The following is a 6659-nucleotide window of genomic DNA, read 5'->3' on the forward strand; positions in this document are numbered from 1 at the left end:
CCGCCGCCCCCTCCGGACGGGGAGGGGACGGCGGCGGCGGGCGGCGCGGGAGGCTCAGCCGGCGTTCGGCGACGGGTTGTTGGCCTCCGAGGCGGCGCTGGTGGGGGCCGGCGTCTGCCCGTTGGTGCCCGGGGTGCCGGGCTGCTTGCCCTGGTTGGCGGCGTCCACCCACTTCGCCAGGTTCGCCGGGGTGATCTCCTCGGTGCCGTTCTTCGGGTAGATCGGCTGGCCGTTGAGCAGCACGGTCGGGGTCGACTTGAAGCTGGACTTGTCGAAGTCCTGCTGCACCGCGGACACCCACCCGCCGAACTTGTTGTCGTTGACGCAGGCCTCGAAGGCGGGCGTGTCCAGGCCGTTGACCTGCTTGGCGAGGTTGAGCAGGACGGCCTTGTTGCCGAAGGCGTCGTTGGTCTCGTCCGGCTGGTTGCGGTAGAGGACGTCGTGGAAGTCCCGGAAGTGCCCGGCGTCCTGGGCGCAGGCCAGGGCGTTGGCCCCGTTCTTGGAGCCCTTGCCGGGCAGCGCGCGGTCGATGAACGAGACGATGTGGGCGTTGGTGTAGATCTTGCCCTGGTCCTCCAACTGGTCGATGGTCGAGGAGAACTCGCGCTCGAACATGCCGCAGGCGGGGCAGCGCGGGTCCTCGTACACCGTGAGGACGGACGGGGCGTCGGCGGAGCCGACCGGGATGACGAGGTTCTTGTCGCCGACCGTCCCGGCCGGGGCGGCGGCCGGGGTCTCCGGCTTGGAGCGCTGGTTCTGCACCACGACGCCGACGACGACCGCGGCGGCGATCACCGCGAGCACCGAGCCGCCGACGATGAGCTTCTTCCTGCGCCGCCCGGCGGCCTCGTCGGCCGCCCGCTGCGCCTGCATCCGCTCGCGGGCGGTGCGCTTGCCTTCTCGGTTCTTCTCGCTCATTGCCTTGACATCCATCGGGGAGGACCTCGGTCGGGGGTTGGGGTGTGGTGGGCGCCGGGCGGTCAGCTGGTCAGCCAGCCGTCCGCCGAGAACTTGGTGCGGGGCCGCCACAGCAGCCACCCGGCCAGCAGCAGGAACCCGGTGTCGCGCAGGATCTCCTGCAGGTACTCGGTCTGCGACGCGTCCACGTGCCCCCCGCCGCCGAAGCACCCGCAGTCGATGGAGATGCCGCGCGCCCAGGCCGAGCCGATCCCGGCGATGAAGGTGAGCAGCAGCAGCACGGAGACGGCGGCGACCAGCCGGACGCCGAGGCCGATCACCAGCAGCAGGGCGAGCGCCAGCTCCAGGAAGGGCAGCCCGTAGCCGATCGGCTTGACCAGCCCCTCCGGCAGGATCTCGTAGGCACGGACGGCCTGGGCGGCCTCCGCCGGGTCGGCGATCTTGGCCAGCCCGGCCCAGCCCCACACCACGGCGAGCCCGAGCCGGACGGCGGTGCCGGCCCACTGCGTCCACACCGGCGCGGGCCGGCGCCCGGGCGGCGCGGAGTCCGCGGACACGGATTCGCCGGGCTGCGCTGCCGGGCCGGCCATCAGGGAACCCCCCTCGGGAAAATCGTTCACTTCCTGACGAACCGTAGGGGATGAAGCCCGGTTTCTCCGTATTCAGGAATTAAGCCGTATGAGTGACGGCTGATGACGGCTCGTCCGATTACGCCCGAACCGTCGTGCGAATGGGGCGGGCCCGGCACGCTACCGGCAGATCAGCGGACGCCCCGGGTCGACGAGGTCCGTCCGGCTCTCGTGGTGCCGGTGGGAGTCCCGCGCGGCGGCCTCCCAGCGGGCCGCCTCGGCGCACACGGACGCGTCCCGCTCGGCCCGCTCGACGGCGGCCCTGGCCAGCGCGTGCCCGACCTCGGAGTGCGCCCCGACGGCGGCGCCGAGGGCCAGGGCGGCCGCCGCCGCCCGCAGCAGGACGGCTCGGTGGAAACACCTCACCGGCTCACCCCTTCGCTCGCCCCCGTGCACGTCGTTCGTGCACTCGTCCCTCCACTCAACGCCCGTCAATCGCGGCTGATGCGTGTGCCCGCCAGTGTTCACCCGTTCGGGTTGCCAGCGGACATCCGATGACGCGTCACCCTCATCCGAAAGGCCGATGACCCCCGTCTCCCGCCCCAAAGCCGACGGCCCGTCGCTCCCCCAGGAGCGACGGGCCGTCAGCCGTCCCTATCGGTCAGCGCGTCAGCGTCGCCGCACGCCCTGCGCCAGTTCGCCGGCCAGGGCACGGACGGCGTCGAGCGCGGCCGGCTCGTCCCCGTCCGCCTCCAGGATCCGCTTCACGAACGCGGACCCGACGATCACGCCGTCCGCGAAGGCCGCGACCTCGGCCGCCTGCTCCGGCGTGGAGACGCCGAGCCCGACGCAGACCGGCAGGTCCGTGGTGGCCCGGGTGCGGGCGACCAGGTCCTCGGCGAGCGAGCCGACCGCGCTGCGGGTGCCCGTCACGCCCATCACCGCGGCGGCGTACACGAACCCGCTGCCGGCCGCGGTGACCTCGGCCAGCCGCTCGTCCTTGCTGCTGGGGGCGACCACGAACACGGTGTCCAGACCGTGCTCGTCCGCCGCCTTGCGCCACTCCCGGGACTCCTCGACCGGCAGGTCCGGCAGGATGCAGCCGGCCCCGCCGGCGGCCGCCAGGTCGGCGGCGAAGCGGGCCACGCCGTAGCGGTCGACCGGGTTCCAGTAGGTCATCACCAGCACCGCCGCCCGCGGGTGCGCGGTGGCGACCTCCTGGACGGTCCGCAGGACGTCCTTGATCCGCACGCCGCCGCGCAGGGCGATGTCGTCGGCGGTCTGGATGACGGCGCCGTCCAGCACCGGGTCGGAGTGCGGCAGGCCGACCTCGACGACGTCGCAGCCGCCCTCGACCAGCGCCCCGATCGCCCGGATGCCGCCGTCGACGGTCGGGAAGCCGGCCGGCAGGTAGCCGATCAGCGCGGCGCGGTCGTCGGCCTTGGCCTTGGCCAGGATGCCGCTGAGCTTGCTCGCCATGTCACTTACCCCCGTCGGCCGCGTCGCCGGCCGCCTCGTCGTACAGGCCGAAGTACTGGGCCGCCGTGTGCATGTCCTTGTCGCCGCGCCCGGAGAGCGAGACCAGGATGGTGGCCTCGGGCCCGAGTTCGCGGCCGAGCTCCAGGGCGCCGGCCAGCGCGTGGGCGCTCTCGATGGCCGGGATGATGCCCTCGGTGCGGGAGAGCAGGCGCAGCGCCTGCATCGCGGCGTCGTCGGTGACCGGGCGGTACTCGGCCCGTCCGGTGTCCTTGAGCCAGGCGTGCTCCGGGCCGACGCCCGGGTAGTCGAGGCCGGCCGAGATGGAGTGCGACTCGATGGTCTGGCCGTCCTCGTCCTGGAGGACGTAGGTGCGCGATCCGTGCAGCACGCCGGGGTCGCCCTTGGTGAGGGTGGCCGCGTGCCTGGGGGTCTCGGCGCCCTCGCCGGCCGCCTCGCAACCGATCAGGCGCACGCCGGCGTCCGGGATGAACTCGTGGAAGATGCCCATCGCGTTGGAGCCGCCGCCGACGCACGCGACGACGGCGTCGGGCAGCCGCCCGGTGCGGTCGAGGACCTGCTCGCGCGCCTCGACGCCGATGACGCGGTGGAAGTCGCGGACCATCATCGGGAAGGGGTGCGGCCCGGCGACGGTCCCGAACAGGTAGTGCGTGGAGTCGACGTTGGCGACCCAGTCGCGGAACGCCTCGTTGATGGCGTCCTTGAGGGTGCGGCTGCCGGACTTGACGGCCACCACCTCGGCGCCGAGCATCCGCATCCGGGCGACGTTCAGCGCCTGGCGCCGGGTGTCGACCTCGCCCATGTAGATCGTGCAGTCGAAGCCGAACAGCGCGCAGGCGGTGGCGGTGGCCACACCGTGCTGGCCGGCGCCGGTCTCGGCGATGATCCGGGTCTTGCCCATCCGGCGGGTGAGCAGCGCCTGGCCCAGCACGTTGTTGATCTTGTGCGAGCCGGTGTGGTTCAGGTCCTCGCGCTTGAGCAGGATCCGCGCGCCGCCCGCCTCGGCGGAGAAGCGGTGCACGTCGGTCAGCGGGCTCGGACGGCCCGTGTAGTCCTTGAGCAGGGCGTCGAGCTCGGCGGTGAAGGCCGGGTCGGTCTTGGCCTTCTCGTACTCCTCGGCGACCTGCTCGACGGCGGCGACCAGCGCCTCCGGGATGAAGCGGCCCCCGTACGCGCCGAAGTAGCCGCGGGCGTCCGGCACGTGTGCGCCGGACTGGTGGTCCTTGTCGGACATGGTGGTTTCCCTTGGGGAGATGACGACAGTGACGTCTCGTGGCCGGTGATCAGCCGAGCGTCCCGCGCCATCGCCGGCCGGGCACCTGCCCGGGCTCGCAGCCGATGACGTAGCGCACCCGCCGCCCCAGCACCCGGCGCGCGGGCGCGCGGCAGCCGCGCGGGCGGCAGCCGGGGGCGAGACGGGTGGCGATCTTCATCTGCTGCGCTCAGTCCTTGTGCCGCACGGCCGGGTGGGCCCCGGCGGCGACCAGGTCGGCGACCGCGGCCCGCGGGTCCTTGCCGGTCACCAGGGACTCGCCGACCAGCACCGCGTCCGCGCCGAGGTTGGCGTAGGAGATGACGTCCAGCGGGCCGCGCACGCCGGATTCGGCGACCTTGACGATGCCGTCCGGGATCGCGTGGACGACGTTGCCGAAGGTGTCGCGGTCGACCTCCAGCGTCTTGAGGTTGCGGGCGTTGACGCCGATGATCCGCGCTCCGGCGTCCACCGCGCGCTTGATCTCCTCCTCGTCGTGCACCTCCACCAGCGGCGTGAGGCCGATCGACTCGGCGCGCTCGATCAGCGACACCAGGGCCGGCTGGTCGAGGGCGGCGACGATCAGCAGCGCGAGGTCGGCGCCGTGCGCGCGGGCCTCCCACAGCTGGTAGGCGGTGACGATGAAGTCCTTGCGCAGCAGCGGGGTGTCCACCGCCGCGCGGACCGCGTCGAGGTCGGCCAGCGACCCGCCGAAGCGGCGCTGCTCGGTCAGCACGCTGATCGCGGCGGCGCCGCCGGCCGCGTAGTCGACCGCCAGGGCGGCCGGATCGGCGATCGCGGCCAGGGCGCCCTTGGACGGGCTGGAGCGCTTCACCTCGCAGATCACCCGGATCCCGTCGCCCTTGAGGGCGGCGACGCCGTCCTTGGCCTCCGGGGCCTTGGCGGCGAGCTCCTTGAGCTCGTCCAGGGAGACCCGGGCCTGCCGCTCGGCGAGGTCCTCGCGGACCCCTTCGATGATCGTGTCGAGCACACTCATGCGTCCACCTCGCTGCGCTCGGCAGGCGCATCGCGCAACACGCACCTGTCAATGGTTCGGTCGCTCCGCTCACTCACGGCGCAGTGCCCCCATCGTTTCTGCTAGTTCAGCTAGCCGGTAGCCGTCGGACAGAGGCCCGTCGGCTCTTCGATGGTATCGGCACCCGGGGGCGCGAACCGCATCAGCCCGGCGCGCGTCTCGCGGACCGGACGCCCCTTGCGGCGGCTCTCAACTGCGACTTCACCGCTTCTCCACCCAGGGCCGGGCGCCCCCGGCCCGGACCGGGCTCCCCGGCTCAGACCAGCGGCGGAGCCAGCCCCGCCCCGACCGGCAGGTTGCGCACGACGGTGAACACCAGCACCAGCAGTCCGATCAGCGCCCAGCGGCGCGCCCCGACCGACATCCGCGGCACCGGGCCGCCGGTCAGCGCGGCCCAGGCCCAGCGCAGCCACATCAGCGCCAGGACGGCGAACAGGAGCACCGCGACGGCGTTGTCGTGCAGCGCGGCGGTGAAGTCCCCGTGGGCCAGCGCGTGGACGCAGCGCAGTCCCCCGCAGCCGGGGCACCACCAGCCGGTCGCGGCCAGGAAGGGGCAGGTCGGGTAGTGCCCGGGTGCGTTCGGGTCCACCACGGAGACGTACACGGCGGGCACGGCCGCGGCGGCCAGTGCGGCCAGCGGCGGGCCCATCCGCCGCAGCACGGGCGGCGGGGCGGAGGCGGCGGGGGCGGCGTTCACGCCCCCGATTGTGCCCGGCGCGGGGGCCGGGGATGCGAAAACGGCGGGCGTGGCGCCCGCCGTTCTGCAGTGCGAAGGGTGTCGTCGTCAGGCGGCGACGGCAGCGCGCGCGGCGCGGGCCTCGGTCTGCTCCTGGACGGACGTGTAGACGTTGGTGCTCGGCTGCTTGCCCATGCCGGCCATCGCCATGGCCTTGCCGACGATGCCGCCGACGAGGACGACCGCGAGACCGGCCACGACCAGCAGCGGCGACGGCAGGATCATCGCGACGCCCGCGATGCCGAAGCCGACGAAGGAGATGACGACGCCGGTCCAGGCGGCGGGGTTGTGGCCGTGTGCTGCTGCTGCCATCGATGGTGCTCCTTGGCTCTCGGGGCCCGGCCGGGCCTGCGGGGCCGCCGGCGGGTTTGACGGGTTCCATTGTGCCGGGCCACATGTCGGCGGCCCAAAGCGGGTGGCGGGTCTATCGCGTCACAGTGGACGGCCGGGGACGGGCCTGGGAAGTGTCTTCCGGTTGCGCCGAAGGACAGGCCCTAGAAGGCTGATGAAGATCTTGGGTTCTGGCCCCGCCGCGCAAGCGGTGGGGCCAGACTCATTCTGTGGCGATGGGGGAATGGGCCGGGGAGACGGTCGGGCCGGACGTGTGGGAGACGTGCCGGGAGCTGATCCCGGCGGGGAGCGTGTTCGCGT

The 6659-nt window shown here is 73.2% G+C and carries 9 protein-coding genes; all 9 read right to left on the minus strand.

The genetic code is table 11. From position 1 onward, the window contains the following. Positions 1–54: 54 nt before the first annotated feature. Positions 55–918: a DsbA family protein gene (locus ACFVU9_RS08495; RefSeq protein WP_380440522.1), complete on the minus strand. Its 864-nt coding sequence runs from the start codon at positions 916–918 to the stop codon at positions 55–57. Positions 919–980: 62 nt separating this feature from the next. After that, entirely contained in the window at positions 981–1508 is a 528-nt protein-coding gene (locus ACFVU9_RS08500; protein ID WP_387591272.1) for a MauE/DoxX family redox-associated membrane protein, read from the minus strand. A 159-nt stretch (positions 1509–1667) separates the two neighbouring features. After that, on the minus strand, positions 1668–1913 hold the full coding sequence (locus ACFVU9_RS08505) for a hypothetical protein (RefSeq protein ID WP_380440526.1): 246 nt from the start codon (positions 1911–1913) through the stop codon (positions 1668–1670). Positions 1914–2156: 243 nt separating this feature from the next. Next, a complete protein-coding gene (gene trpA, locus ACFVU9_RS08510) occupies positions 2157–2966 on the minus strand; it encodes a tryptophan synthase subunit alpha (protein WP_387591276.1) in 810 nt (269 codons plus the stop codon). 1 nt (position 2967) lies between these two features. Beyond that, complete coding sequence (gene trpB, locus ACFVU9_RS08515) at positions 2968–4218, minus strand: tryptophan synthase subunit beta (protein WP_387591279.1); 1251 nt, start codon at positions 4216–4218, stop codon at positions 2968–2970. Between the two features lie 49 nt (positions 4219–4267). Continuing rightward, positions 4268–4417: a tryptophan biosynthesis modulator TrpM gene (gene trpM / locus ACFVU9_RS08520; protein ID WP_329928299.1), complete on the minus strand. Its 150-nt coding sequence runs from the start codon at positions 4415–4417 to the stop codon at positions 4268–4270. Between the two features lie 9 nt (positions 4418–4426). After that, a complete protein-coding gene (gene trpC / locus ACFVU9_RS08525) occupies positions 4427–5233 on the minus strand; it encodes an indole-3-glycerol phosphate synthase TrpC (protein ID WP_359963056.1) in 807 nt (268 codons plus the stop codon). Positions 5234–5528: 295 nt separating this feature from the next. After that, a complete protein-coding gene (locus ACFVU9_RS08530) occupies positions 5529–5969 on the minus strand; it encodes a DUF2752 domain-containing protein (RefSeq protein WP_380440532.1) in 441 nt (146 codons plus the stop codon). Positions 5970–6056: 87 nt separating this feature from the next. Next, positions 6057–6320, minus strand: a complete 264-nt coding sequence (locus tag ACFVU9_RS08535) for an HGxxPAAW family protein (protein ID WP_380440534.1) — start codon at positions 6318–6320, stop codon at positions 6057–6059. Positions 6321–6659 lie beyond the last annotated feature (339 nt).

Origin of the sequence: Kitasatospora sp. NPDC057936 (genome assembly GCF_042887525.1) — a bacterium.
In the GTDB taxonomy this organism is placed as follows: Bacteria; Actinomycetota; Actinomycetes; order Streptomycetales; family Streptomycetaceae; genus Kitasatospora.